This window comes from Streptomyces sp. 7N604 (genome assembly GCF_052245475.1).
In the GTDB taxonomy this organism is placed as follows: domain Bacteria; phylum Actinomycetota; class Actinomycetes; order Streptomycetales; family Streptomycetaceae; genus Streptomyces.
Genome location: NZ_JBQQBX010000007.1, coordinates 23,129 through 48,034, shown reverse-complemented (window position 1 = coordinate 48,034; position 24,906 = coordinate 23,129). Strand labels below are relative to the sequence as shown.

The following is a 24,906-nucleotide window of genomic DNA, read 5'->3' as shown; positions in this document are numbered from 1 at the left end:
CACTCCGGCGGCCCCGCCCGCATGACGTCACGGCGCCGTGGAACCCGTACCGGATCCGCGGCTTCCGAGGAGGGCCGATGACCACCGACCGCCCCGAACCGACCGATCAGGAGCTGGCGGCTCTGGACGCCCACTGGCGGGCCGCCAACTACCTCTCCGCCGGGCAGATCTACCTGCTGGGCAACCCGCTGCTGCGCGAGCCGCTCGTTGCCCAGCACATCAAGCCGCGGCTGCTCGGCCACTGGGGGACCGCCCCCGGGCTGAACCTGGTCTACACGCACCTCAACCGGGTCATCAGGGACCGTGGCCTGGACGCGATCTGCGTCTGGGGCCCGGGACACGGCGGCCCGGCGGTGGTCGCCAACTCCTGGCTCGAAGGCAGCTACTCGGAGACGTATCCGGACGTCGGGCGGGACGCCGAGGGCATGGCCAGGCTGTTCCGCCAGTTCTCCTTCCCCGGCGGCATCCCCAGCCACGTGGCGCCCGAGGTCCCCGGCTCGATCCACGAGGGCGGGGAGCTCGGCTACTCGCTCGCCCACGCGTACGGCGCCGCGCTGGACAACCCCGGGCTGCTGGTGGCCTGCGTGATCGGCGACGGCGAGGCGGAGACCGGGCCGCTCGCCGGGTCCTGGCACTCCAACAAGTTCCTCGACCCGGTCCATGACGGCGCTGTCCTGCCCATCCTGCACCTCAACGGCTACAAGATCGCCAACCCCGCCGTCCTCGCCCGCCTCCCCGAGCGGGAGCTGGACGAGCTGCTGCGCGGGTACGGCCACGAGCCGGTCCACGTCGCGGGCAGCGACCCGCTCCAGGTCCACCGGGCGATGGCCCTGGCCATGGACCGAGCCCTGGACCGGATCGCCGGCATTCAGCGGGCGGCCCGGGAGGAGGGCGCGGCCGAGCGGCCGCGCTGGCCCGTCATCGTGCTCCGTACGCCCAAGGGCTGGACCGGTCCCGCGGAGGTGGACGGGCAGGCCGTGGAGGGCACCTGGCGCTCCCACCAGGTCCCGCTGGCGGCCGTCCGCGAGAACCCTGAGCACCTGAGGCAGCTGGAGCGGTGGCTGCGCTCGTACCGGCCTGAGGAGCTCTTCGACGACCGGGGCCGACCGCGGCGGGAGTTGCTCGCGTGCGTGCCCGAGGGGGACGCCAGACTGGGCGCCAATCCGCAGTCCAACGGCGGGCTGCGGCTGCGTGAGCTGCCGACCCCGCGCCTGGAGGAGTTCGCCGTGCACGTCGGCAAGCCCGGCGCCGCCCTCCACGAGCCCACCCGGATCCTGGGCAGCGTGCTCGCCCGCATCATGACCGACACCGCGGAGCGCCGGGACTTCCGTCTCTTCGGTCCCGACGAGACCGCCTCGAACCGGCTGGACGCGGTGTACGACGCCACGGGCAAGGCGTGGCAGGCCGAGACCGTCGAGGGCGACGAGCACCTGGCGCGCGACGGCCGGGTGATGGAGGTCCTGTCGGAGCACCTGTGCCAGGGCTGGCTCGAGGGCTATCTGCTGACGGGCCGGCACGGCCTGTTCGCCAGCTACGAGGCCTTCGTGCACATCGTCGACTCGATGGTCTCCCAGCACGCCAAGTGGCTGAAGACCTCGCGGGAACTGACCTGGCGGCGGCCGGTCGCTTCGCTCAACTACCTCCTCACCTCGCACGTCTGGCGGCAGGACCACAACGGCTTCTCGCACCAGGACCCCGGCTTCGTCGACCACGTCCTCAACAAGAGCCCCGGTGTCGTACGGGTCTATCTGCCGCCGGACACCAACACCCTGCTGTCGGTGGCCGAACACGTGCTGCACACCCGCGACTATGTGAACGTCGTCGTGGCCGGCAAGCAGCCCTGCTTCGACTGGCTCTCTCTGGACGACGCGCGTGCCCACTGCGCGCGCGGCGCGGGCGCGTGGGAGTGGGCGGGCAGCGAGCACACCGGCCGGGAGCCGGACGTGGTGCTCGCGGCGGCCGGGGACGTGCCGACCCAGGAGGTGCTGGCCGCCGCCAAACTGCTCCGCCACCACCTGCCCGACCTGGGCGTCCGCGTGGTCAACGTGGTCGACATGACGACGCTGATGCCGCGGGAGGAGCACCCGCACGGGATGCCGGACGCGGAGTACGACGCGCTGTTCACCCGCGACCGGCCGGTGATCTTCGCGTACCACGGCTACCCGTGGCTGATCCACCGCCTGGCCTACCGCCGGGCCGGGCATCCGCATCTGCACGTGCGGGGCTACAAGGAGTCGGGCTCCACGACCACGCCGTTCGACATGGTGGTCCGCAACGACCTGGACCGCTACCGGCTCGTCATGGACGTCATCGACCGCGTCCCGGGCCTGGGCGTGCGCGCCATCGGCGTACGGCAGGCCATGCAGGACGCCCGCGCCCGCCACCACACGTGGGTCAGGGAGCACGGCACGGACCTGCCCGAGGTTGCCGAGTGGACCTGGTCGGGCTGAAGCTCCCCTCCCCCCTCTGCGGTCGCTTACTTGGCCGGGCGGGCCGCGTACAGCTCGTTGATCTCCCGCGCGTAGGCCTTCACGATGGCGGCGCGCCGCAGCTTCAGCGACGGCGTCAAGAGGCCTTCCGACGCGCTGAACTCGGCGGGCAGGATCCGGAAGGCGCGGATGGACTCGGCCCGCGAGACCGCGGTATTCGCCGCCAGCACCGCACGCTGGATCTCCTCGCGCAGCTCCTCGTCCGCCGTCAGCGCCCGGATGTCCAGGCCCTGCTTGCGGTGCAGCCGCTTCCAGTGATCGAGGGCCTCGGGGTCCAGGGTGATCAGCGCGCTGATGAACGGCCGGTTGTCGCCCACCACCAGGCACCGCGAGACCAGCGGGTTCGCCCGCAGCCGTTCCTCCAGCACCGCCGGGGCGACGCTCTTCCCACCGCTGGTCTTGATGATGTCGTTCTTGCGCCCCGTGATCGTCAGATAGCCCTCGTCGTCGAGGGATCCGACGTCGCCGGTGTGGAGCCAGCCGTCGCGCAGCACCGCCTCCGTACCGGTCCGGTCGTCGAGGTAGCCGGCGAAGACCTGGTCACCCCGCACCAGGATCTCCCCGTCCCAGGCGATACGGATCGAGCACCCGGGCAGCGGGCGGCCGACGGTGCCGAACTTGACGCGGCCCAGCGGCTGGGCCGTCACTCCTCCCGAGGACTCGGTGAGCCCGTACCCGTCGTAAATGGTGATTCCGATGCCCGCGAACAGCAGTCCCAGGTTCCGGTCGAGCGGCGACCCGGCGCACATCGCGTACCGGGCGCGGCCGCCGAGGACCGCCCGCATACCCTCGTAGACCGACCGCTCGTAGAGCGCGTGCTGGACCCGGAGCGAGGGCGTCGGGCCCGCTCCGGTGCCCAGGCCCCGCCGCTCCACGGCCTCCGCATAGCGCACCGCCGCCTCCACGGCCCGGTCGAACAGCTGCAGCCGGCCGGCCTCCTCCGCGCTTCTGCGCGCCCGCTTGTAGATCTTCTCGAAGACGTACGGCACGGCGTAGATGAAGGTCGGCCGGAAGGTTCTGAGGGAGGGGAGCAGCGCATCGGCGGTGATGTCGGGCTGGTGACCGAGACGGACGCCGCCGCGCACGCAGGCGACCTGCATCATCAGGCCGTAGATGTGCGAGAGGGGGAGGAAGGCGAGGACGGAGGGCTGCTCGCCGGGCTCGGCGAGCAGGGAGCTCCAGCCGGCGAGGAGCGTGTCGCAGTCGATCGCGAGGTTGCTGTGGGTGATCACGCAGCCCTTGGGCCTGCCGGTGGTTCCCGAGGTGTACGTGATGGCGGCGGCCAGCTGGGGGCGTACGGACGCCCGCCGGCCCAGCACCAGCGCATCCGGGACCCCGCGCCCCTGCTCGGTCAGTTCCCTTACGCAGCCCGCGTTCAGCTGCCAGATGCGGCGGAGGGGCAGGCCGTCGCACACGGCCCCGACCGTCATGACGTGATCCTCGTGCTCGACGACGATGGCGGCGGCCTTCGAGTCGTAGAGGATCCAGTGCACCTGTTCCGAGGAAGAGGTGGGGTAGACCGGGACCAGCTGGGCGCCGATGGACCAGACGGCGAAGCTGAACAGGGTCCACTCGTAGCGGGTGCGGGACATCAGCGCGACCCGGTCGCCGAAGCGGATGCCCTCGGCGACCAGGCCCTTGGCGACGTCCAGCACCTCCTGCCGGAACGCGGCCGCTGTGACGGGGGTCCACTCGGGGGATGCGGGGTCCTCGCGCCGGGAGAACTGGGGCAGGGCCGGGCTGCGGTCGGCGTTCTCGTACACCGCGTCGGCGAGGCCTCCCGACTTCAGGGGCTCCACCAGGGGTGGAAGGCCGAGTTCGCGCACACCGCACCTCCCCCCCTGCCCGGGCACCTGCCGGGCGATCCGTGCTGTGCCGAGTAAGTGGCCGAGAGGGCAAGCTACCGGCTGGTTGGTCAGCTGCATAGAGGCCGGGACACAACTCGCGGCGCAACTATGTGGGTTCGACACCTTGCGGTCCTGGCCCGGGCTCTGCTTTCGGGTCCGGACCGGCCGGCGGGCGCCACAGAGGGTGCTCGCGGGCGGCCCACCGGCGGTCGACGGTTCCGGTGCGCAGACCGCGGCGGGCCTCCGGATCGGAGAGCGCCATCCCGATGTGCCCGCAGACCACGGCGCCGAGGGCGAGCGCGAGCCAGTCGTGAACGAATGTCGCTCCGGTGCGCCAGGCCAGAGGCGCCAGCCCGGTGAACCACATCAGCAGTCCCGTGCCGAGCATGACGAGGACGGCGCCAGCGGCGTACGCGGCGTAGAGCTTCTGTCCGGCATTGAACTTTCCCGCCGGGCGGGCCGAGGGGCGGTGGTCGCGGCGCAGCGCGGCGCCCAGCCAGCGCCGGTCGTGCGGGCCGAACCGGCCCAGGAAGCGCAGGTCGGACCGGAACGCGCGGGAGGCGAGGCCGAGCAGGAAGGGCACGGGGAGCAGCAGCCCGGACCACTCGTGGACGGTGACCACCAGGGCGCGGCGGCCGACGAGTTCGGCGAGGGAGGGCAGGTAGAGGCAGCCCGCGGTGAGGATGCAGAGGCCCATGAGGGCGGCGGTGGCGCGGTGGACCCAGCGCTCGGCGCGGGTGAAGCGGCGGACGCGTACGGCGGGGCGTCCGATCGCGGTTGCGGTCTTGGTCCCGGCCGCGGTCCCGCTCGCGGTCCCGGCCGCGGTCCCGGTCGCGGTCCCGGCCTCGGTCTTCTCGGTCTCCGGCTGGTCAGGCAGTGGGGGCATCGTCGCGTCCGTTCGACCGGCCGACCCAGGCGTCGACGTCGTACCCGCGCAGCTCCCAGTAACCGGGCCGCACCGCGCGCGTGAGCTCGATGCCGGAGAGCCACTTCGCCGACTTGTAGAAGTACATGGGGGCGGCGTACAGCCGGGCCGGGCCGCCGTGCGCGTGGGTGAGTGGCTTGTCCTGCATGCGCAGGGCGACCAGGACGTCGGCGCGGCGGGCCTGTTCGAGGGTGAGGCTCTCGCTGTACGTGCCGTCGAAGCAGGTGAAGCGGACGGCGGTGGCCTCGGGCCGTACGCCCGCCGCGTCGAGCAGCCGGGACAGCCGTACGCCCTCGAAGGGCGTGCCGGGCACACGCCAGCCGGTGACGCACTGGACGTCGCGGACCAGCCGGTCCTGGGGCTGGGCGCGGAGCTCGGCGAGCGTGTAGGCGGCGGGGCGTTCGACGAGTCCGCCGACGGTCAGGCGGTAGTCCCGCTCGCCGCGGTGGGCGACGGAGGAGGCGACGGAGTAGTAGCGGAAGCCTCCGCTGCCGGGGAACAGCCCGGTCACGCCCGTGGGGTCCTTCTCGGCGGCGGCGCCCAGGACGGAGTCGAGCCGGTCCTGGAGATACGGTCCGGCTGCGATGCCGGCCGCGCCGAGACCGAGCATGCCGAGGACGATGCGGCGGCCGACGGACGCGCCGCGGCCGTCGGCCGCGGGGCGTTCTTCGGCGGCGGCGGGTTCTTCTTCGGGGTCCACCCCATGATTCGAGCACTCAATGGCTGCGCGGGGCCAGTGGCCACGGGCAGCCGTCAGACTTCCGTCATACCGGGTGGTGGGCATTCGTTCCGCGGGGCGGAACGGGCGGGCACACCCTTGCGGGCTACGGGTGGCAGCCGAGCGCCGGGTCGCGGTCGAAGAAGCCCGTGGGCTTCAGGGTGAAGCCGCACGGCTCGACCGGCATCACCGGCCAGTCCTCCGGGCGCGGCAGGTGCGTCGGGCCGAAGGTGTGCCACAGCGTCAGCTCGGTGTTCCCCAGCGACGCCCCCGGCCGTCCACTCGGGCACCCCGGCCCCGCCGTTCTGGTTCGGGTAGTCGCCCGCCGTGCAGCGGCGATCGGGCCGCCCGCGCGTCACCCACAGGTGCTTGGTGCCGTACACCACGCGGCGTTGCCCGCCGGGTTGCCGGGGCCGGTCTCCAGCAGCGTGACCCGGACCCGGCGTACGACGGGGTCGCCATCGCGGTGGGCGAGTCCTTGGGGTGATGTCGCCTCCCACGGGCCGTCGGACCGCCGTTCACGGTGAAGTGACGGTCCGGCGGCCCGGAGGTGGTCCGGAGGGCGGTTCGGACGGAGGTGGTTCGGACGAGGCAGGACGCGGGCCCGCCGTCCGCGGCGCGCCGCGAGCGCCCACGGTCATGCCCCGGTCGTGGGTGCGCCCTTCGCGGAAGCGGACTCCGCGGCCTTCTCCAGCTGGAACGCCTGGTTGCCCAGGCCGATACGGGCGTGTACCTCGGGCTTGGCGGCGCGCAGGACGAGGCCGAGGGCGACGCCGAGGACCACGGCGGCCCCGATGATGCCGGGCAGGATCCAGCTGAGCGAGGAGCCGGGGTCGGCGCCCAGCAGCACGTCGAAGTCCTTCACCGCGTACACGGCGATCACGACCAGGGCAGTTCCGGCGACGGCGGAGGAGGCGATGCGCCAGGCCTGGACGCGGGCGGCACCGCGGCGGACGAAGAAGGCGATGACGGCGAAGGAGGTGGTCGCGAGGAGGACGATCACGCCGAGCGCACCGACGTTGCCTCCCCAGGTGAACAGCTGCAGTACGGGCGCTGTGGGGTCGCCGGCCGGCTTGTCGTCGCCGACCGCGAACGCCACGACGACGATCAGGGACACGGCGGTCTGCAGCAGCGAGCCGTAGGCGGGGGCGCCGCTGGTCCGGTTGGTGCGGCCGAAGGGGGAGGGCAGCAGGCCCTCGCGACCCATGGCGAAGGCGTACCGGGCGACGACGTTGTGGAAGCTGAGCAGGCAGGCGAACATGCCGGTGACGAAGAAGAGGTGAAGTGCGTCGGTGAATCCGGCGCCGAGCCTGGCCTCGGTGAGGGAGAAGAGCAGCCCGGGGCCCTGTTTCTGCGACGCGGCGACGACGTCGGACGGTCCCGCGGCGACGGTGAGCGCCCAGGAGCCGAGCGCGAAGAAGACGGCGGCGAAGGCGACGACGAGGAGCGTGGCCCGGGCGACGAGGACCTGGGGGCGGCTGGTCTCCTCGGCGTAGACGGGGGGCTGCTCGAATCCGACGAAGCTGGCGATGCAGAACACCAGGGCGGTGCCGAGCCCGGCGCCGGACAGCGTCTCGGGGTTGAAGGCGTGCGCGGACAGGCCCTCGGAGGCCGGGTCGGCGAGCGCGGCGATGTCGAAGATCAGGACCATGGCGACCTCGATGAGCAGCAGCACACCGAGCACCCTGACGTTGATGTCGATCTTCAGCCAGCCGAGTACGCCGATGAGCGCCACGCCCGCGAGGCCCGGGATCCACCAGGCGACGGTGACGTCGAAGTGCTCGGCGAGCAGCGCCGATATCTCGAAGCCGAAGATGCCGAAGACACCGACCTGCATGGCGCTGTAGGCGATCAGAGCGACGACGGAGGCCCCGGCGCCCGCGGTTCCGCCGAGGCCGCGGGCGATGTACGCGGTGAAGGCACCGGCGTTGTGCACATGACGGCTCATCTCGGCGTAGCCGAAGGCGAAGAGCGCCAGCACGACGCCGAGGATGACGAACAGCAGCGGCTGCCCGACGATGCCCATCACCGCGAATGTGGTGGGCATGACGCCGGCCACCACCATCAGGGGCGCACTGGCCGCGAGCACCGACAGCAGGAGCCCTGCCATCCCGATCCGGTCGGCGCGCAGCGCTCTGTCCTGGCCTTTGAACGTGCTGATCTCGGTGCTGTTGCCCGTCAGCATGGCGGGGATGTCCTTCCCTGGAGGTGGGTGGGGGCGGGGTGGTGCGGTGTGGTGCTGGGGTGGTTCTCAGCGGTGCTCGGTGGTGCGCGGGGCGGTGCGTCGCGGGCGCTACGAGGAGCCGAGCGCGGCGCGGCGCGCGGTGCGGAAAGCTTTCCTCGGATCGCGGTCCGGATAGGACCAGGGTGCGGTGGTGACGTACGGCCCGATCCGGTTGAACAGGGCGGCGGCCTCGGCCGTCCGCCCCTCGTAAACCTTCGCGTGGGCGAGGTAGTTGAGGTCGACCTTGTTGCGGGGGTGGTCCTCGCCCTCCCACTCGAGCCACCAGTCGAAGGCGGCCTTCATCGCCTGCCGGGCCCTGCGGGTCGTCCAGTGCCGGGAGCGCGCGGGGTCGGCGGGCTCGATCCCGGCCCCGGCCAGAACGCGGTAGCGCTCGGTGTGCGCGACGACGGGCAGCACGGCGAGCGGCGAGTCCGCGGGGGCCTGCTCCGCGGCCCAGTACGCGAAGTCGTACACCTCGTGGAACGGGTCGTCGCCCTCGCCCTGCTGACGCTCCGCCAGGCAGGCCGTCATCAGATGGTGGGCGTGGTGGTGATCGCGATGGCGGCCGCGCACCTGGTCGAAGACCTGGAGCCGCTCGTCGTCGGTGCCGGTGCGGCGGGCGAGGATCAGCAGGGCGAGCCAGGGTGTCGGATCGGCGGGCGCCATGCGCGCCGCGGCCCGGCACGCCGCGCGCGCGTCATCCCGGCTCGCCTTGCCGCGCAGCGCCCGGAAGACGGTGGCGCAGGCCAACAGCGTTGCGGCGTCGGCGCTGTCGGGCTCGGCCAGCTGCCATTCCTCGGCCCAGGCAGCGCTCGTGGGGCTCTCGGCGAGGACGACGATACGGTGCCCGCGGCGGTCCCAGTCGTCACCGGTCTGGGCGAGCAGCGACCGCGCGTCGGGCCATCTGCCCTGGGCGAGCGAATCGCGCGCACTCGCGAGCGCGGTGTCGTCGAGTGCGGGATCGAAGCTCAGGCCGTCCCTGTGCCGAGATCGGCCGAGGGGAGGCGGAGGGGGAGTCATCCGCGAGCTTCCTCCACGGCGGCACGCCACTTTCTGCCCCTGCGGGGGCCCCTGCCCGATAACGACGGTCGCATCCGGCGGGGTTGGTCACGCCCCACCAATGGCCAATGATCACGCACAGCAAACCGGTAGTCACCGCTCCGCGTCAAGGCCGGAAAGGAACCCCATAAGCTCCGCAACTCCATGTCATTTCCGGCAATGTTGGACTCATCCCCCGGCCACGACCAGGCTCTTTGCGCCATGCGCCGAACGGGAATCTGGTCTGGACCGGTGGCAGTCGGGCTACCCGACGGCCTTCGCCGCCGCCCTGCCCGCCGTACGCCCGGAGAAGAGGCAGCCACCGAGGAAGGTGCCTTCGAGCGAGCGGTAGCCGTGCACTCCCCCGCCGCCGAATCCCGCCGCCTCCCCCGCCGCGTAGACGCCGGCCAGCGGATCGCCGCCCTCGCCCAGCACCCGGGACGACAGATCGGTCTCCAGCCCGCCAAGGAACTTACGGGTCAGGATGTGCAGCCGTACGGCGATCAGCGGGCCGGCCTTGGGGTCGAGGATGCGGTGCGGGGCCGCGGTGCGGATGAGCTTGTCGCCGAGGTACTTGCGGGTGCCGCGGATGGCCATGACCTGAAGGTCCTTGGTGAACGGGTTGGCGATCTCCCGGTCGCGCGCGGTGATCTCGCGGCGCAGCTCCGCCTCGTCGATCAGCGGCTCCTTGGTGAGGGCGTTCATGCCCCGGACGAGTGCGGAGAGGTCCTTCTCGACGACGAAGTCGACACCGTTGTCCATGAACGCCCTGACCGGGCCCGGCACGTCGGCGCGCGCCCGGCCGATCACGTCGCGGATGCTGCGTCCCGTCAGATCGGGGTTCTGCTCGGAGCCGGACAGCGCGAACTCCTTGCCGATGATGCGCTGGTCGAGGACGAACCACGTGTAGTCGTAGCCGGTCTTCATGATGTGCTCGAGCGTGCCGAGGGTGTCGAAGCCCGGGAACAGCGGCACCGGGAGCCGCCGCCCGCGCGCGTCGAGCCACAGCGACGACGGGCCGGGCAGGATGCGTATGCCGTGCTTGGCCCAGATCGGGTTCCAGTTCTCGATGCCCTCGGTGTAGTGCCACATCCGGTCGCGGTTGATCAGCCGACCGCCCGCGGACTCGACGACGCCGAGCATCTCGCCGTCCACGTGCGCGGGCACGCCGGAGAGCATCCGCTCCGGGGGTGTACCGAGGCGCTCGGGCCAGTTGCGGCGTACGAGGTCGTGGTTGCCGCCGATGCCGCCGGAGGTGACGATCACGGCCTGGGCGCGCAGTTCGAAGGAGCCGGTGACCTCGCGGCTGCTCGCGGTGCCGCGCGCGGCGCCGCTGGGCGCCAGGACCTCGCCGGTCACGGTGTCCACCGTGCCCGCCGTGCGCGAGAGGCCGGTGACCCGGTGCCGGAAGCGCAGCTCCACCAGTCCGCGCTCGGCCGCGGCGCGCACCCGCCGCTCGAAGGGCGCGACGAGGCCGGGGCCCGTGCCCCAGGTGATGTGGAAGCGGGGTACGGAGTTGCCGTGCCCGGTGGCTTCGTAGCCGCCGCGCTCGGCCCAGCCGACGACCGGGAAGATCCGCACGCCCTGGGCGCGCAGCCAGGCCCGCTTCTCCCCCGAGGCGAAGTCCACGTAGGCCTCGGCCCAGCGGCGCGGCCAGTGATCCTCCTCGCGGTCGAAGGCGGCCGTGCCCAGCCAGTCCTGCCAGGCGAGGTCGTGGCTGTCGCGGATGCGCATACGGCGCTGCTCGGGCGAGTCGACGAAGAAGAGCCCGCCGAAGGACCAGTGGGCCTGGCCGCCGAGCGAGGCTTCGGGCTCCTGGTCGAGGAGGATGACGCGGCGGCCGGCGTCGGCGAGTTCCGCGGTGGCCGCCAGACCCGCGAGACCTGCCCCGATCACGATCACATCAGCGTCGTACGCCATCGCCATCGTTCCATCCTCGCCGGAGGGCGCCTCGTCGAAGCGCGACAGGTGCGCGGCCGTTACCGCTGCGTACGATCTTCTGGACAGTTGTACACGGCGTCAACCTGTTGAACGACGGTGTACACCGTTCGTGGGGCGGGGCCGTGGGCTGTGGACGCGCAGGCCACTGGGCTCAACTCTCTGTGAATGAACGGGTGTTGGTGATTTGGGCGACTGGACAGTGGTCGGCGGCCTGTGAATCATCCTGGCGCATGGCTGAGGCTGAGCGTGCACCTGAGCAGCGGCGGCGCGTGCTGCGCCCGACGCGGGTGATCCCCGCCCCGCAGCCCCTCGAGCCGGGGCGGGCGGGGACCGCGGCGGTCATCGAGGGGGAGGTTCTCCGGCCGGGGCGGGCCCGCGGCGGAGCCGGGCGGGGTTACGGACGACCGTACAGGCGGGGTTACGGACGGCCGTACGAGCGGGCTTACGGGCGGGCTTACGGGCGGAGGCGCGCGGCGGAGGCCGTGATGGTCTCGGCCGTGGCGGTGGCCTCGGCGCTGCTGCTCGTACTGCCCGAGCCCCAGGACCCCTCCGATGTCCCCGTGGCGCCCGTGCGAGGCGCCGGTTCCTCCGCCCCGCAGGCGGCGTCGCCCACCACCGGCGAGGGCCGGACAGCCGCCCGCCGGGCCCCGCGTGACGCGCGGCGAGCGGCCCAGGTGGGGAGCGCGTCCGACCGCGCCGCGGGCGGGGGCGGCGCGGACGTGGGCCGCGTGCCGGTGCGCTGGACCACCGGGACGCCGTCCGACTCCAGGCCGCGCCCACGACTGGCTTTCCTGACGCGCTGGCCGAGCGCCATGCCGGCGCGCGCGGCCACGCGGCGCGCTGCCACCTTGCGGCGCATGGCCGCGCTGCGCGCCGGAATTCCCACCCGCCCTCCCTCTATGGGGAGGGCGGGTGGCGAACACCGCACCGGAGGCACGGCCGCCCGGCAGAAGCACGCGGACGAGACCGAGGACGACTAGCCGGGTACCGCGGCTCCGGCCGCGCTGCCGCAGCCGCCCTCGTCTGCTTGGATGGCCACATGGCTGAGCAGCAGGCGTCGCGCTCCGCTGAGGAGCTGCTGGACATCGTGGACGTGCAGGACCGGGTCGTCGGGCAGGCGCCGCGCGGCGAGGCATACGTGCAAGGGCTGCGGCACCGCTGCGTGTTCATCCTCGCGCGCGACGCCGACGGCCGGATCTTCGTCCACCGCAGGACCGCCGGGAAACTCGTCTTCCCGTCCCGCTACGACATGTTCGTCGGCGGCGTGGTCGGCGCCGGCGAGTCGTACGAGGACGCGGCGCTGCGCGAGGCGGAGGAGGAGCTCGGCGTGACCGGACTCCCCTCCCCCGTACCCCTGTTCAAGTTCCTCTACGAGTCGCCCGAGCACACCTGGTGGTCGTACGTCCACGAGGTCCGGTGCCCGCTGCCGGTCAACCCCCAGGCCGAGGAGGTGGCCTGGCACACCTTCCTCACCGACGAGGAGCTGGCGGAGCGCCTGCCGCGCTGGGAGTGGGTTCCGGACGGCCTGGAGGCGTACCGGAGGCTGCTGGAGTGGCGCGGCCGGTAGTGTGCCGGTCGTGATCGTTCCCGTGAAGGCCCTGCCCGGGAGGCTGCGGGCGGCCACCGCCGCGGCCCGGTTGTGGTGGGCACCCGCACGGATCGGCGACGAGGGCGAGACGCCCGACTACCGCTTCTCACTGGCGAACGAGCGCACCTTCCTGGCCTGGCTGCGGACGGCCCTCGCGCTCGTGGGCGGCGGCTTCGCGGTCGCCCAGTTCCTGCCGGATCTGCACCGGACGCTGCGCGTCACGCTCGCCCTGCTGCTGCTCGCGGTCGGCGCGATGTGCGCGGTGCGTGCAGTCAATCACTGGGTGCGCTGCGAACTGGCGATGCGGCGCGGCGAGGATCTGCCGGTGTCCCGCTTCCCCTCGCTGCTGGCGCTGACGGTCGGCGCGATGGCGGTGGTGATGGTGGTCGCCGTGGCGGCCGGCTGGGCCGACTGATGACACGGGCCGCGCGGGATGCGCGAGCCGTGCGCGATCCGGGGCTGCAGCCGGAGCGCACGCGGCTGGCGTGGCGGCGTACGACCCTGGCGTGCACGGTGGTCGCGGTGCTGGCGGTGCGGCTCGCGCTGTACGGCGGGGTGTCGCCGCTCGGCGTCGTGGCGGTCGTGTTCGTGGTCCTGGCATTGGCGGCGTTCCTGGGCGTGGCGCACGCGCGCATCCGCGCGCTGTCCGCGCCGCAGCCTCAGCCGCCGGTGCCGTACGGGCCCCCGGCGCCGCAGGGTCCCCCGGCGCCGCACCGTCCGCCCAGCCCGGCGCCGCACCGTCCCGTGCCGCCCCTGCTGTCCCCGCGGGCGGCAGCGGCTGCCGCGGGCTGCGCGGTCGCGATCGCCGCGTTCGGCACGGCGCTGCTGTTCTGATCCGCCCGCACCCGGCTGACGGCGCGGCAGTCGATCAGCGCCTTCCCGCCCAGGGTCCCGTCTGCGGCCCCCGCCTGCTCAAGCATCTGCGGCACCCCCGCGTGGGCGACCGCGAGCAGCACCGCCTCGCCGTACTCGGCCGCCTCGCGCAGGCTTCCGGCCGTCCGGGCCCCGCGCGCCGATGCGCTCCGCCAGCGCGGCGGCGCGCGACGGCGTACGGCCGCCGATGAGCAGCTCGTACCCGGCCCGCGCCCACTGGGTGCCCAGCGCGTCGGCCATGTCGCCGGTGCCCAGAATCCCGATCCTCATCGCTTCCCCTCTCATGTGGCTCACGTAGCGTGTGCGAAAGATACGGCAGGAAAGCCGATAGGCACCCTTTGGTGCCCAACTGCGGGCGTCAGGAGGAGACTTGTGACGCAGAGCGCCAAAGCCCCGGAGCGCCACTTCGCCGACTGCCGCGCACGGCTGGGCATCGATCTGATCGGCAACACCTGGAACGCGGTCGTGCTGTACGCGCTGGACCACGGCTCTTACCGGCCGGGCGAGTTGCGCGAGCCGATCGGCGGCATCAGCACCAAGGTCCTCACCCAGACGCTGCGCCGGCTGGAGGGGTACGGGCTGGTGTCGCGCCGGGTGTACGCCGAGGCGCCGCCGCGCGTGGAGTACAGCCTGACGGCGCTGGGCCGGAGCCTGCTGGAGCCGCTTCGCGCGCTGGGGCGGTGGGCCGACGAGTACGGCGACGCGTTCGTCGAGGCACAGGGGTGGAACCGCGATACGGCGGACGTCCCAGGCTAGCCTGGCCGGACAAAGCGTCACAAGACCATGCAAGGCGACACCGGACGACCAGAGGGGCCCATGGCCACGACCCGCAAGCGGACGAAGCGCGCCGCTCCCCTGGTCGTCGTCATGGGCGTGTCGGGCGCGGGCAAGACGACGATCGGCGAGCGGCTCGCCGACCGGCTCGGAGTCCCGTACGCGGAGGCCGACGACTTCCACCCGCCGGAGAACGTCGCCAAGATGTCGGCCGGCACTCCGCTCGACGACGCCGACCGTCTGCCCTGGCTCGACGCCATCGGCGTATGGCTGGCCGACCACACCTCCGGCGGCGGGGTGGTCGGCTGCTCGGCGCTCAAGCGCGCGTACCGCGACCGGCTCGCCCAGGCCGCGCCCGCAGCGTTCTTCGTCCACCTCAGCGGCTCCTTCGAGCTGATCGCCCACCGGCTTGCGGACCGCAGGAACCACTTCATGCCGGCCCGCCTGCTGCGCTCGCAGTTCGCCGACCTGGAGCCGCTGGAGGAGGATGAGAACGGAGCGATGGTCCCGATCGACGGCACCCCGGAGGAGACCACCGACCGGGCGCTCGCCGAACTCCCGCCCTCCTGAGCCCCGGTTGTCGGCGGGCACGACCCGAACCTCACCAGCGCGGGACCGCCGGAGTGATCCACTCCGGGTCCGCCTTGCGCATCGCGGCCGCGTCGTCGCGCTCCCGCATCGTGCCGTCGTCGGCCTGCCAGCGCCTGTGGAGCGCCGCGAGCGCGTCCCGGTCCAGCTCGACGCCGAGGCCAGGGGCGTCGGAGACCTCGAGCCGCCCGTCGCGGAAGACGTGCCGCGCGGTGATGACGTCCTCGGTCTGCCAGGGGTAGTGGCTGTCGCAGGCGTAGTCGAGGTTGGGCACGGTCGCGGCGACGTGCGTCATGGCGGCGAGGCTGATGCCCAGGTGGGTGTTGGAGTGCATGGCCAGGCCGACACCGAAGGCGCGGCAGATCGCGGCGAGTTCACGCGTACGGTGCAGCCCGCCCCAGTAGTGGTGGTCGGAGAGCACCACCTGGACCGCGCCCCGCCTGAAGGCCTCCCGGATCTCGGGGACGGTGGTGACGCACATGTTCGTGGCGAGCGGAACCCCGGCACGGGCCGCGACCACGGCCATCCGCTCCATGCCGCTGGTCGGGTCCTCCAGGTATTCGAGCACGTCCCGCAGCTCATGGGCGACGCGCAGCGACGTATCCACGGACCAGGCCCCGTTGGGGTCCAGGCGCAGCGGACGGCCGGGCAGCGCCTCGGCGAGCGCGCGCACCGCCGCGATCTCCTCATCCGGCGGGAAGACACCGCCCTTGAGCTTGAAGGACCGGAAGCCGTAGTCCCGCTCGAAGCGCCGCGCCTGCGCCACCACCCCTTCCGGATCGAGCGCCGCCCCCCAGTCGTCCCGCGCGCCGATTCCCGCGCTCGGCTCGCCCCCGTCCGGATGCTCGGCCCAGCGGTAGAAGAGATACGCGCTGTACTCGACGCGATCGCGCACCTTGCCGCCGAGCAGGGCGTGCACGGGCAGGCCGAGCGCCTTGCCCAGGGCGTCCAGGCACCCGACCTCGAAGCCGGAGACGACCGAGAGCCGCAGCTTGTCGGCGGTCTGCACGCCGCGCAGACCGCCCGCGTCCACGCTCGCCACCGTCCCGGCGGGGTCGCCGGAGACCTCGGCGGCGAGTGAGAAGAGCCCGTTCAGATCGCTGACCGAGCGGCCGGGCAGCACCTGGGCCAGCGCGCGGGCGATGCGGAGGTACTTCCCGTCCCCGTACGTCTCCCCGACGCCGGTCACACCGCCGCGCGTGACGACCTCGATCACCAGGCGGGGCGTATACGGCTGGTGCACCCCCTGGGTGTTGAGCAGCGGCGGGTCGGCGATCAGTATCGGGGTGATCCGAACCTCGTCGACGATCAGCGCTGTATCCATACATGAACTCTATTCACGCATGCGTTAGGGACGCCAGATGGTTGCTGCAGCTCACTGGACTCCATACCGACTGGTCGGCATGATGAGGGGTGTTCGCCTTACCGACTAACCGTCTCCCACGGAGGAGAGTGCCTCGATGAGCAACGATCACCCCCCTGGACTCGACCTCGAGCAGCTGCGCGGCCACCTGGACCGCGAGCGCCCCGGACTCGTCCGGGGACCGCTCAGTGCCGAGCTCATCGAGGGCGGCCGGTCGAACCTCACCTACACGGTCACCGACGGGACCTCTCGCTGGGTCGTCCGCCGCCCGCCCCTGGGGCACGTGCTCGCGACCGCCCATGACATGCGCCGCGAGCACCGGGTGATCAGCGGCCTGCACGCGACCGCCGTGCCCGTCCCCGAGCCACTGCTGCTCTGCGAGGACGAGTCCGTCATCGGGTCGCCCTTCTACGTCATGAAGTTCGTGGACGGGACCCCGTACCGGTCGGCCGAGCAGCTGTCCGCACTCGGGCCCGAGCGCACCCGCGGGGTGATCCTCGGACTGGTGGACACGCTCGTCGAGCTGCACGCGGTCGAGCCGGAGGCGGCCGGGCTCGGGGACTTCGGGCGCCCCGAGGGCTTCCTCGACCGCCAGCTGCGCCGCTGGGGCAAGCAGCTCGAGGCCTCCCGGAACCGCGAGCTGCCCGGCATCGACGAGCTGCACGCCGCCCTGGGCAAAACCATGCCCCAGTCCCCCGCTCCCACGGTCGTCCACGGCGACTACCGCCTCGACAACGTCCTGGTCGGCGGGGACGACCGGATCAAGGCGATCCTCGACTGGGAGATGTCGACCCTCGGCGATCCGCTGACCGACCTCGGACTGCTGGTGATGTACAGCCAGCGGATCGACGTCTCCGACTCCCCGGTCAGCACGACGGCCGGGGCGCCGGGGCACCCGGACCCCGCCGAGCTGATCGAGCGGTACGTCGCGGGCTCCGGCCGCGACGCCTCCGCCGTCTCCTGGTACACCGCCTTCGCCTGGTTCAAGCTCGCGGTCGTCCTCGAGGGCATCCACTACCGCTTCACGCTCGGCCAGACCGTCGGCGCCGGCTTCGACCGCATCGGCGATCTCGTCCCGGTCTTCATCGACAACGGCCTCAACACCCTTCAGGAAAGCTGAGCACGCATGGACTTCGCATTCGACGCGCGTACCGAGGAGCTGCGCCAGAAGCTCCTCGCCTTCATGGACGAGTACGTGTACCCGGCGGAGAAGGTGGCCGAGGAGCAGCGCGCCCAGCTCTCCTCGCCCTGGCTCACCGTGCCGGTCCAGGAGGATCTGAAGGCCGAGGCCCGCAAGCAGGGGCTGTGGAACCTGTTCCTGCCGGACGAGAAGTACGGCGCCGGGCTGACCAATCTGCAGTACGCGCCGCTCGCCGAGATCACCGGCCGCAGCCCGCAGCTGGCCCCCACCGCGCTCAACTGTGCCGCCCCGGACACCGGCAACATGGAGGTGCTCACCCAGTTCGGCAGCGAGCAGCAGCGCAAGCAGTGGCTCGAGCCGCTGCTCGCCGGGGAGATCCGGTCGGCTTTCGCGATGACCGAGCCCGAGGTCGCCTCCGCCGACGCCACCAATATCGCGACCCGGATCGAGCGGGAGGGCGACGAGTACGTCATCACCGGCCGGAAGTGGTTCGCGTCCGGCGCGATGCACCCCGACTGCAACATCTTCATCGTGATGGGCAAGACCGACCCCGACTCCGATGACGTCCGCCGCCAGCAGTCCATGATTCTCGTGCCGCGCGACACCCCCGGTGTCGAGATCCGCCGCGCCATGCAGGTCTACGGCTACGAGGACCACTACCACGGCGGCCATGCCGAGGTCGTCTTCCACGGAGCGCGCGTCCCGGCCTCCAACCTGATCGGCGAGGAGGGCGGCGGCTTCGCCATCGCCCAGGCGCGGCTGGGCCCGGGCCGGATCCACCACTGCATGCGGCTGATCGGCATGGCGGAGCGGGCGATCGAGCTGATGTGCCGCCGGGCGGTGTCCCGTACGGCCTTCGGTAAGCCGCTCGCCCAGCAGGGCCAGGTGCAGGGGTGGATCGCTGACGCGCGCGTGGCGGTCGAGCAGCTGCGGCTGCTGGTTCTGAAGACGGCCTGGCTGATGGACACGGTCGGCAACAGGGGCGCGCACACGGAGATCCAGGCCATCAAGATCGCGACGCCGAGGACGGTCGTCGACATCCTGGACCAGGCGGTGCAGCTGCACGGGGCGGGCGGCGTCAGCCAGGACTTCCCGCTCGCGGAACTCTGGGCCGCGGCCCGCACGCTCCGGATCGCCGACGGCCCGGACGAGGTCCACCAGCGCTCACTCGCCCGCCGCGAGCTGAAGCGCTACGTGTAGCGAAAAATCGTCCCGCCGCGACGGCGATCAACCACGACGGCATCGACCGGCGGTGCCGAGCCGGCCGCAACAACCGGAATCCCCCGGTGATCGCGGCTGATTCGGCACCGCCGGTCTGCGCCGTCGGGCCTCTCGCCGCTGCGGCGGAAAGACTTTGGCCGCAACCGCGGAGACCGTAATGCCGGCCGCTAAGGCCGGAGCGCGCGGAGCAGGAGGTCCGCCAGGTGGTCCGCGACCTGCTGCGGCGTCATCGGCCCCTCGGGCCGGTACCACGTCGACAGGTGGTGGACCGACCCGAAGTGGTAGTCCACCACCAGGTCCGCCGGGGTCGCCGTGCTGAAGACCCCGCTCTTCTGCCCCTCCTCGATCAGCGCCCGGAACCGCTCGTGATAGCGCCGCCGCTCCGCCCGCACCTGCTTGTGCTTCTCCGGGCCGAGGTGGTGCATCGAGCGCCAGAAGATCGACGCGTCGTCGAGGTTGTCGATCGTCGTCACCACGACATCGGCCGCGACGGCGCGCAGCCGCTCCTCCACTGGCGCGTCCGTGCCCGCGAGGGCGTCGAGACGCTCCTGCTGGAGCCGCAGCACGCGCCCGTAGATCTCGTGGAGCAGATCGTCCTTCGAGCCGAAGTAGTGGTAGAGGGCGCCCTTGGTCACGCCGGCGGCCTCGACGATGTCCTGCACGGAGGTCTTGTCGTACCCGCGGTCAGCGAAGAGACGGGTGGCGGCGGCCAGAAGCCGCTGCGGGACGGGGGTGCCGTCTCCGTCCGTCGTCCTGGCCATTCCCGCCACCCGCCTTTCGTTTCGTGGCTGTTCTGTGCATCTACGCGCGAGAACGCAATTTCAGTTCCCGCCGGAGGATCTTCCCACTTGTCGTCTTCGGCAGATCCGGCAGGATCTCGACGTCGCGCGGATACTTGTAGGCCGCGAGCCGCTCCTTGCAGTACGCGGCCAGTTCCCCGGACTCGGCGGACTCGCCCGGGCGCAGGCTGACGTAGGCCTTCACCGTCTCGCCGCGGTACGCGTCGGGCACGCCCACCACCGCCGCTTCGCGGACGGCCGGATGGGTGTAGAGGACGTCCTCGACCTCGCGCGGCCACACCTTGAAGCCGGACGCGTTGATCATGTCCTTCTTGCGGTCGACGACGTACAGCCAGCCGTTCTCGTCCATGAAGCCGATGTCGCCGGTGCGCAGCTCGCCGTCCGGGAGCGCGGCCGCGCTCGCCTCCGGCAGCCGCCAGTAGCCGGGCACCACCATCGGGCCGCGCACCGCGATCTCGCCCTGCTCGCCGAAGGGCACGTCCTCGCCCTTTTCGTCCACGATCCGGACGACCGTGTCGGGGCCCGGCAGGCCGACGGACAGCGTGCCCGATTCCGGGTCGACCGGCGCCTCCTTCCCGGGCGGGACGAAGGCGCAGGGGGCGGTGCACTCGGTGAGTCCGTAGCCGTTGCGGAGGTACGGGCCGAAGTCCGCCCGGAACTTCTCCACCAGCGCGGGCGGCACCGGCGCACCGCCCGAGGAGATGATCCGGAAGGAGCTGAAGTGGTCCGGCGTACAGGCGGGGTGGGCGGCCAGGGCCATGAAGGCCGTGGACGGGCCGACGGTGTACGCGGGGCGGTGCTCGGCGAAGGCGTCGAGGACGACACCGGGCTCGAAGCGGTAGGCGAGGGCGAGCGTGCCCGCGCTCACGATACAGGCCGACAGCTCGCACACCATGCCGGTGATGTGGAAGAGCGGGGCGAGCGCGAAGTACGTGCTGCCCTCGGGCAGGTCGAGCCCGGTGTGCTGCCGCTCGGCGTTGTAGGCGATGTTGCCGTGGGTGTTCATGGCGCCCTTGGGGGTGCCGCTGGTGCCGGAGGTGTAGCTGATCAGCGCGATGGCGTCGGACCCGAGCTCCCGGTCGCCCGGCGCGGCCGCGCCCCGGCGTGCGACGGCGAGCAGGTCCTCCGCACCCGCGGGCACCGGTATCCGCGGACCGCCCAGCACCCGCTCGTCGTTCCGCGTCTGGAGGTCGAGGTCGCTGGTGGTGAGGGCGATGCGGACCGGGGACTTGGCGGCGGTGTCGCGCAAGTACGCCTCCCAGGCGCGGTCCGCGCAGACCAGTGCGGCCACCTCGGCATCGGCGAGGACGTGCGCGACCTCCCGGTCCTTGTACATCGGGTTGACCGGCACGACCGTGCCGCCCGCCTTCCACGCGCCGAGCAGCGCCAGCACGAACTGCGGGGTGTTCTGCAGGACGAGCGCCAGCCGGTCGCCGTGCGCGAATCCGCGCTCCGCGAGGTGGCCCGCGATCCCGTCGGACAGCTCGTCGGCCTCGCGGTAGCTCAGCCGCCCGTCGAAGTAGGCCAGCGCGGTGCGGTCGGGAAAGCGGCGCACGGCGTCGCGGAAGGCGTGCAGCACGGTCTCCGGCGGCGCGGCCGGGGCCCGCTGGACGTCGGTGAGCTGGGCCAGCCAGGGCTGGGCCGCGTAGATCGAGGTGCTCATCGGGTCGCCTCCCACTTCTGCTGGAGGTAGTTCATCCCGGAGAGCCAGCGGTCGTTCTCGGTGACGCGGGACTCGTAGTAGCCGGCGACTTCGGGGTGCGGAAGGACCAGGAAGCGGCCTTCGGCCATCGCGTCGAACAGGGCGTCGGCGACCTGCTCGGGCTCGATGGCGGTCGGCGCCAGCACGATCTCGCCCGCGCTGCCCGCCTCGGTCAGCATGTCCGTACGGACTCCCTGCGGGCAGATCGCGTGCACGTCGATGCCGCGGTGGCGGTAGGTGAGGGAGAGCCACTCGGCGAAGGCGAGCGCGCCGTGCTTGGTGACGCTGTACGGGGCCGCGCCGATCATGGTGAGCAGGCCCGCCGCGGAGACGGTGGAGATGAAGCGGCCGGCGCCGCGCTCCAGCCACTCGGGCAGCAGCTCGCGCGCCGCCCTCACGTGCGCCATGACGTTGACGTCCCAGGCGGCGGCCCACACGTCCTCTCCGGCGTTCGGTCCGCCGGGCGAGGCGAGCCCCGCGTTGGCGCAGTAGACGTCGATGCGGCCGCCCAGCGCCTCACGCGCGTCGCCGACGATCCCCGAGGCGTCACCGGGCACGGCCGTGCCGCCGATCTCCTCCGCCACGGCCTTGGCCTTGTCGGCGTCCAGGTCGTTGATGACGACCCGGGCGCCCTCGGCGGCGAACCTGCGGGCGAGCGCGGCCCCGATACCTCCCCCGGCTCCGGTGACGACGACTCCGGCATCGTGCAGCGTCTTCACGTCGCGGCTCCTTCGACTCGACTGTGCGCGGCGGCGCGGCTGGCCTGCGAGCAGACTAACCAGTCGGTATGTCACTCGGAAAGAGGGGGAACGCCGCTGCCGTGGGTCGTTCCGCCGGGGGACGCGGACCACTAGCGTGCGTGAGCATGCCGACTTCTCCGGAACCAGAACTCTCCAGACGGAGCCTGCTGGCCGCCACCGGGGCCGTGGGGGCGCTCGCGGCCGGGTCGGGACCGGCCGCCGGGGCCGAGCGGCATTGCGGGGGCGAGCAGCTGCGTACCGGCTTCGACCGGCTGGCGGCCACCGGCTACCGGCTGCTGGACGGGCAGCGCGTGGGCGTGGTGACCAACCCCACCGGGATCACGGCGGACGTCCGGCACATCGTGGACGTGATGCACGCCGACGACCGGGTGAATCTGACCGCGGTCTTCGGACCCGAGCACGGCTTCCGGGGGACCGCGCAGGCAGGCGGCTCCGAGGGCCGCTACGACGACCCCGCGACCGGGCTGCCGGTCTTCGACACGTACCGGAAGAGCGGGCGGGAACTCGCCGGCATCTTCACCGAGTCGGGCGTGGACACGGTCGTCTTCGACATCCAGGACGTGGGCGCGCGCTTCTACACCTACATCTGGACGCTCTACGACTGCATGGTCGCGGCGGTCCTCGCCGGGAAGCGCGTCGTCGTCCTGGACCGGCCGAACCCGGTCACCGGGCGGAAGGCCTACGGGCCCGTGCTCGACAAGGCGTACGCGACCTTCGTCGGCCGCGAGCCGATCGCCCAGGCGCACGGCATGACGGTGGGCGAGCTGGCGCGGCTGTTCAACGCCGAGTTCGTGCCGGAGGCGGCGGGCAAGGCCGTCGAGCTGGAGACGGTGGAGATGTCGGGCTGGCGGCGCGGGGACTTCTATGACGCCACGGGGCTGCCGTGGGTGCCGCCGAGCCCCAACATGCCGACGCCGGACACCGCCCTGGTCTACTCCGGCACCTGCCTGTTCGAGGGCACGAACCTGTCCGAGGGCCGCGGCACCACCCGCCCGTTCGAGCTGCTCGGCGCGGAGGGCATCGACCGCCGGTGGGCGAAGGCCGCGAACGCCCTCGGCCTGCCCGGGGTCCGCTTCCGGGAGGCGTACTTCGCGCCCACGTTCTCGAAGTTCCAGGGCAAGACCATCGGCGGGGTGCAGCTGCACGTCCACGACCGGGGGGCCTACGACCCGGTGCGCACGGGCATCGGCCTGCTCGTCACCGCGAAGCGGGTGTGGAGCGGCTTCGCGTGGCGGCAGGACAACTGGATCGACAAGCTGACGGGCTCGTCGGCCGTGCGCACCATGATCGACGCCGGGGCGGACACGGACGAGGTGACGGGGGCCTGGCAGGAGCGCCTGGAGGCCTTCCGCACCGTACGGAGGAAGTACCTCCGCTACCGGTGAGGCGGGGCTGTCGCCGGCGGTGCGGGCGGGGCTATCGCCGGGCACCGAAATTCTGGGCCCACCAGGGTCCGCTGGGGCCCTTGTGAACTCCGACGCCGATCTCCCGGAACTCGCAGTTGAGAATGTTCGCCCGGTGCCCGGGGCTGTTCATCCAGTCCTGGGTCACCTGGGAGGGGCTCCTCTGGCCGACCGCGATGTTCTCGCCGAGGACGGACCAGCCGCGATAACCGACGCGTGCCGCCCGGGTGGTCTGCTGCGAACCGTCCGGGCCTGTGTGGGACAACCTGCCGGACCTGGCCATGGCATCCGCGTGGTTCGTGGCGGCCCGGGACAGGGCCGGGCTCACCCGCAGCGGCCTGCATCCGGCAGCGGCCCGCCTCGCGTTGATCAACTTGACGACCTGCCGGGCCGCCTTCATGAGCGTTCCGGCCCGTTGTCGGCGCTGCGGCTTGCGAAAGGTCTTGCCCCTGACGGCTGCGCGATACTGGGACGCCCGGGGCGACTTGGGCCTGGTCGACGGGCGACGGTCGTGTTTGTGGGGCGACTTGGGCTTGGCCGCCGGGCGACGCTCGTGCTCCCGCGGCAACTTGGGCCTGGCGGACGGGCGGCGCTCCGGTTCCCGGGGCGGCTCGACACCGGCCGACGGGGGCTCAGCGACCGGTTCCTTACGGGGCGCGTCCGCGGGCGCCGGAGGCTGCGCACCGCGCTGGCCCCGCTCGCCCCCCTGCGGCTGAGCGGGCGGCCCCGGGATGGGCCGGGCAGCCGGATCCTCGGGCTGCCTGCCCTGCGGCCAGGGCGGGACGACGGCGGAGGACTCGGCGTTGGGCTCCGACGGTCCGTCGACGGGGTCCGACTGCTGGTGGGCGGGCTCCGCCTGCTGGTGGGAGGAGTCCGACTGCTGGTGGGCGGGCTCCGCGTCCGGTGCGGCGGCATCCGATAGCTGGGCGGCCATGTGGTCCGCAGGCGGTCTGTCGCCCGGCAGCTCGGGCGGCGCAGCGGAGGACTCGGCCGGTGACGCCGACGGAGGTTGTGCGGGCGGTGCGGCGCCGGGCATCAGCAGGGACAGCAGGCCGCCCGGCTCCATGACGGATTCGGCGGAGGGCTCGGCGGACGGCGCGGCACCGGGCTCCGCGTCCGGTGCGTCGGGGGGCTGCGCCTCCTGTGCCGCCAGGGGCTCCTCGCCCGCGCCTTCGTGCGCGGGCCCAAGAGCGATTCCGTCGGCGAGGTCGTCGCCGGACGCGGCCGCCTCGCCGGGAGCCGAGGGCTGCCCGGGAGCCCCGCGGGCCCCGGCGTCGTCGCCATCGCCGCTCGCGGCGGGCGGTGGCGGCTCGGACGCGGCCCAGGCGCTGCCGGACGGCAGGCCCAAGGTGGCTGCCAGGACCGCGGCGGGCACGACGAGCCGCAGCCGCGCTCCACCTCTGCCGCGCCCGAGGCGCGGGCGTACTCGGAGAGGCCCCTGAGGGCCGGTGTGGAAATCCATGATCCATGCGTACCGGAGGGCCGGGAAGGCCGCATGCGGACGGCGGCC

23 protein-coding genes are annotated in these 24,906 nt (G+C 72.5%); 10 read left to right on the top strand and 13 right to left on the bottom strand.

The window, feature by feature from the left end; all coding sequences use genetic code 11:
- Nucleotides 1-77: 77 nt before the first annotated feature.
- Nucleotides 78-2,450, top strand: a complete 2,373-nt coding sequence (locus ACTWP8_RS09505; protein ID WP_443321699.1) for a phosphoketolase family protein — start codon at nucleotides 78-80, stop codon at nucleotides 2,448-2,450.
- 26 nt (nucleotides 2,451-2,476) lie between these two features.
- Here ACTWP8_RS09505 and ACTWP8_RS09500 read toward each other — a convergent pair whose 3' ends face one another.
- The 7 genes from ACTWP8_RS09500 to ACTWP8_RS09470 all read right to left on the bottom strand — a co-directional run bounded on the left by ACTWP8_RS09500 (nucleotide 2,477) and on the right by ACTWP8_RS09470 (nucleotide 11,161).
- Nucleotides 2,477-4,315, bottom strand: coding sequence for an AMP-dependent synthetase/ligase (locus ACTWP8_RS09500; protein ID WP_443321698.1), 1,839 nt, complete (start codon nucleotides 4,313-4,315; stop codon nucleotides 2,477-2,479).
- 127 nt (nucleotides 4,316-4,442) lie between these two features.
- Nucleotides 4,443-5,222, bottom strand: a complete 780-nt coding sequence (locus tag ACTWP8_RS09495) for a cytochrome b/b6 domain-containing protein (RefSeq protein WP_443321697.1) — start codon at nucleotides 5,220-5,222, stop codon at nucleotides 4,443-4,445.
- The gene (locus ACTWP8_RS09490; RefSeq protein ID WP_443321696.1) at nucleotides 5,206-5,961 is read right to left on the bottom strand and encodes a molybdopterin-dependent oxidoreductase; all 756 of its coding nucleotides are present in this window, start codon (nucleotides 5,959-5,961) and stop codon (nucleotides 5,206-5,208) included. Before ACTWP8_RS09490 ends, ACTWP8_RS09495 begins: the two co-directional genes overlap by 17 nt.
- Nucleotides 5,962-6,085: 124 nt before the next feature.
- A complete protein-coding gene (locus ACTWP8_RS09485; protein ID WP_443321875.1) occupies nucleotides 6,086-6,193 on the bottom strand; it encodes a copper amine oxidase in 108 nt (35 codons plus the stop codon).
- Between the two features lie 423 nt (nucleotides 6,194-6,616).
- The gene (locus ACTWP8_RS09480) at nucleotides 6,617-8,164 is read right to left on the bottom strand and encodes an APC family permease (protein ID WP_443321695.1); all 1,548 of its coding nucleotides are present in this window, start codon (nucleotides 8,162-8,164) and stop codon (nucleotides 6,617-6,619) included.
- Nucleotides 8,165-8,272: 108 nt separating this feature from the next.
- A complete protein-coding gene (locus ACTWP8_RS09475; RefSeq protein ID WP_443321694.1) occupies nucleotides 8,273-9,223 on the bottom strand; it encodes a hypothetical protein in 951 nt (316 codons plus the stop codon).
- Between the two features lie 282 nt (nucleotides 9,224-9,505).
- Entirely contained in the window at nucleotides 9,506-11,161 is a 1,656-nt protein-coding gene (locus ACTWP8_RS09470; RefSeq protein ID WP_443321874.1) for an FAD-binding dehydrogenase, read from the bottom strand.
- Between the two features lie 251 nt (nucleotides 11,162-11,412).
- On the opposite strand from ACTWP8_RS09470, the gene ACTWP8_RS09465 reads away from it, so the two are divergent.
- Genes ACTWP8_RS09465 through ACTWP8_RS09450 form a run of 4 tightly spaced genes read left to right on the top strand, consistent with a single transcriptional unit; the run spans nucleotide 11,413 to nucleotide 13,604 of the window.
- Complete coding sequence (locus ACTWP8_RS09465; protein ID WP_443321693.1) at nucleotides 11,413-12,162, top strand: hypothetical protein; 750 nt, start codon at nucleotides 11,413-11,415, stop codon at nucleotides 12,160-12,162.
- A 59-nt stretch (nucleotides 12,163-12,221) separates the two neighbouring features.
- Nucleotides 12,222-12,749 carry an NUDIX hydrolase gene (locus tag ACTWP8_RS09460; protein WP_443317388.1) on the top strand — a complete coding sequence of 176 codons (528 nt, stop codon included), beginning with the start codon at nucleotides 12,222-12,224 and terminating at the stop codon, nucleotides 12,747-12,749.
- A 10-nt stretch (nucleotides 12,750-12,759) separates the two neighbouring features.
- On the top strand, nucleotides 12,760-13,185 hold the full coding sequence (locus ACTWP8_RS09455; protein ID WP_443321692.1) for a YidH family protein: 426 nt from the start codon (nucleotides 12,760-12,762) through the stop codon (nucleotides 13,183-13,185).
- Nucleotides 13,185-13,604 carry a DUF202 domain-containing protein gene (locus tag ACTWP8_RS09450; RefSeq protein ID WP_443321691.1) on the top strand — a complete coding sequence of 140 codons (420 nt, stop codon included), beginning with the start codon at nucleotides 13,185-13,187 and terminating at the stop codon, nucleotides 13,602-13,604. Before ACTWP8_RS09455 ends, ACTWP8_RS09450 begins: the two co-directional genes overlap by 1 nt.
- 78 nt (nucleotides 13,605-13,682) lie before the next feature.
- Here the strand turns inward: ACTWP8_RS09450 and ACTWP8_RS09445 are convergent, their stop codons facing one another.
- Nucleotides 13,683-13,913: an NAD(P)-binding domain-containing protein gene (locus ACTWP8_RS09445; RefSeq protein WP_443321690.1), complete on the bottom strand. Its 231-nt coding sequence runs from the start codon at nucleotides 13,911-13,913 to the stop codon at nucleotides 13,683-13,685.
- Nucleotides 13,914-14,015: 102 nt separating this feature from the next.
- Here ACTWP8_RS09445 and ACTWP8_RS09440 point away from each other — a divergent pair, with 102 nt between their 5' ends.
- On the top strand, nucleotides 14,016-14,399 hold the full coding sequence (locus tag ACTWP8_RS09440) for a winged helix-turn-helix transcriptional regulator (RefSeq protein ID WP_443321689.1): 384 nt from the start codon (nucleotides 14,016-14,018) through the stop codon (nucleotides 14,397-14,399).
- Between the two features lie 60 nt (nucleotides 14,400-14,459).
- The gene (locus ACTWP8_RS09435) at nucleotides 14,460-14,987 is read left to right on the top strand and encodes a gluconokinase (protein WP_443321688.1); all 528 of its coding nucleotides are present in this window, start codon (nucleotides 14,460-14,462) and stop codon (nucleotides 14,985-14,987) included.
- 31 nt (nucleotides 14,988-15,018) lie between these two features.
- On the opposite strand, the gene ACTWP8_RS09430 is transcribed toward ACTWP8_RS09435, so the two are convergent.
- The gene (locus ACTWP8_RS09430) at nucleotides 15,019-16,329 is read right to left on the bottom strand and encodes a glucarate dehydratase family protein (protein ID WP_443321687.1); all 1,311 of its coding nucleotides are present in this window, start codon (nucleotides 16,327-16,329) and stop codon (nucleotides 15,019-15,021) included.
- Nucleotides 16,330-16,465: 136 nt separating this feature from the next.
- Between ACTWP8_RS09430 and ACTWP8_RS09425 the strand changes: the two genes are divergently transcribed.
- A complete protein-coding gene (locus ACTWP8_RS09425) occupies nucleotides 16,466-17,488 on the top strand; it encodes a phosphotransferase family protein (RefSeq protein ID WP_443321686.1) in 1,023 nt (340 codons plus the stop codon).
- 6 nt (nucleotides 17,489-17,494) lie between these two features.
- Nucleotides 17,495-18,709, top strand: coding sequence for an acyl-CoA dehydrogenase family protein (locus ACTWP8_RS09420; RefSeq protein WP_443321685.1), 1,215 nt, complete (start codon nucleotides 17,495-17,497; stop codon nucleotides 18,707-18,709).
- A 188-nt stretch (nucleotides 18,710-18,897) separates the two neighbouring features.
- Here the strand turns inward: ACTWP8_RS09420 and ACTWP8_RS09415 are convergent, their stop codons facing one another.
- The 3 genes from ACTWP8_RS09415 to ACTWP8_RS09405 are packed head-to-tail and all read right to left on the bottom strand — an operon-like array spanning nucleotide 18,898 to nucleotide 21,942.
- Nucleotides 18,898-19,491: a TetR/AcrR family transcriptional regulator gene (locus ACTWP8_RS09415; protein WP_443317376.1), complete on the bottom strand. Its 594-nt coding sequence runs from the start codon at nucleotides 19,489-19,491 to the stop codon at nucleotides 18,898-18,900.
- Between the two features lie 40 nt (nucleotides 19,492-19,531).
- Nucleotides 19,532-21,193, bottom strand: a complete 1,662-nt coding sequence (locus ACTWP8_RS09410) for a class I adenylate-forming enzyme family protein (protein WP_443321684.1) — start codon at nucleotides 21,191-21,193, stop codon at nucleotides 19,532-19,534.
- The gene (locus ACTWP8_RS09405; RefSeq protein WP_443321873.1) at nucleotides 21,190-21,942 is read right to left on the bottom strand and encodes an SDR family oxidoreductase; all 753 of its coding nucleotides are present in this window, start codon (nucleotides 21,940-21,942) and stop codon (nucleotides 21,190-21,192) included. The genes ACTWP8_RS09410 and ACTWP8_RS09405 overlap by 4 nt, the downstream gene beginning before the upstream one ends.
- A gap of 155 nt (nucleotides 21,943-22,097) precedes the next feature.
- Here ACTWP8_RS09405 and ACTWP8_RS09400 point away from each other — a divergent pair, with 155 nt between their 5' ends.
- A complete protein-coding gene (locus ACTWP8_RS09400; RefSeq protein ID WP_443321683.1) occupies nucleotides 22,098-23,378 on the top strand; it encodes an exo-beta-N-acetylmuramidase NamZ family protein in 1,281 nt (426 codons plus the stop codon).
- Between the two features lie 31 nt (nucleotides 23,379-23,409).
- Here ACTWP8_RS09400 and ACTWP8_RS09395 read toward each other — a convergent pair whose 3' ends face one another.
- The gene (locus ACTWP8_RS09395) at nucleotides 23,410-24,858 is read right to left on the bottom strand and encodes a CAP domain-containing protein (RefSeq protein WP_443321682.1); all 1,449 of its coding nucleotides are present in this window, start codon (nucleotides 24,856-24,858) and stop codon (nucleotides 23,410-23,412) included.
- Between the last annotated feature and the right edge of the window lie 48 nt (nucleotides 24,859-24,906).